The sequence below is a fragment of the Desertibacillus haloalkaliphilus genome (genome assembly GCF_019039105.1).
Classification (GTDB): Bacteria; Bacillota; Bacilli; order Bacillales; family KJ1-10-99; genus Desertibacillus; species Desertibacillus haloalkaliphilus.
This window is the reverse complement of sequence record NZ_JAHPIV010000136.1, coordinates 1-436: the sequence shown is the minus strand read 5'-3', so window position 1 is coordinate 436 and position 436 is coordinate 1. Positions and strand designations below refer to the sequence as shown.

At 39.9% G+C, this 436-nt stretch carries 1 pseudogene; it reads left to right on the top strand.

Features of this window, described 5'->3' with window-relative positions:
• Positions 1–436: pseudogene (locus tag KH400_RS21220) on the top strand (transketolase-like TK C-terminal-containing protein); the annotation flags it as partial.

Sequence of the window (436 nt, the reverse complement as noted above, 5' to 3'; positions counted from 1 at the left end):
AGACAAGCCAACAATGCTTGTTTTAAGCCGTCAAGATCTTATGACGAATTCCAAGTCTTTAGATGTTGCTTATGAAGGCGTAACATAAGGAGCTTATGTTGTATCAGAAGTAGGAGGAGAACAAGCTGGTGTATTACTTGCAACTGGTTCTGAAGTACAATTAGCAGTTGAAGCACAGACACAATTAGAGGCTGAAGGCATTTTTGTTTCCGTTGTAAGCATGCCTAGTTGGGACCGTTTTGAACAACAATCAGAAGAATATAAGAACAGTGTATTACCACCTCACATTAAAGCTCGTGTCGGAATAGAAATGGGTTCATCGCTTGGATGGCATAAATATGTTGGTGACAATGGCAAAGTGATCGCGATAGACCAATTTGGTGCTTCAGCGCCAGCTAGTAAAATCTTAAAAGAGTATGGTTTTACAGTTGAGAAT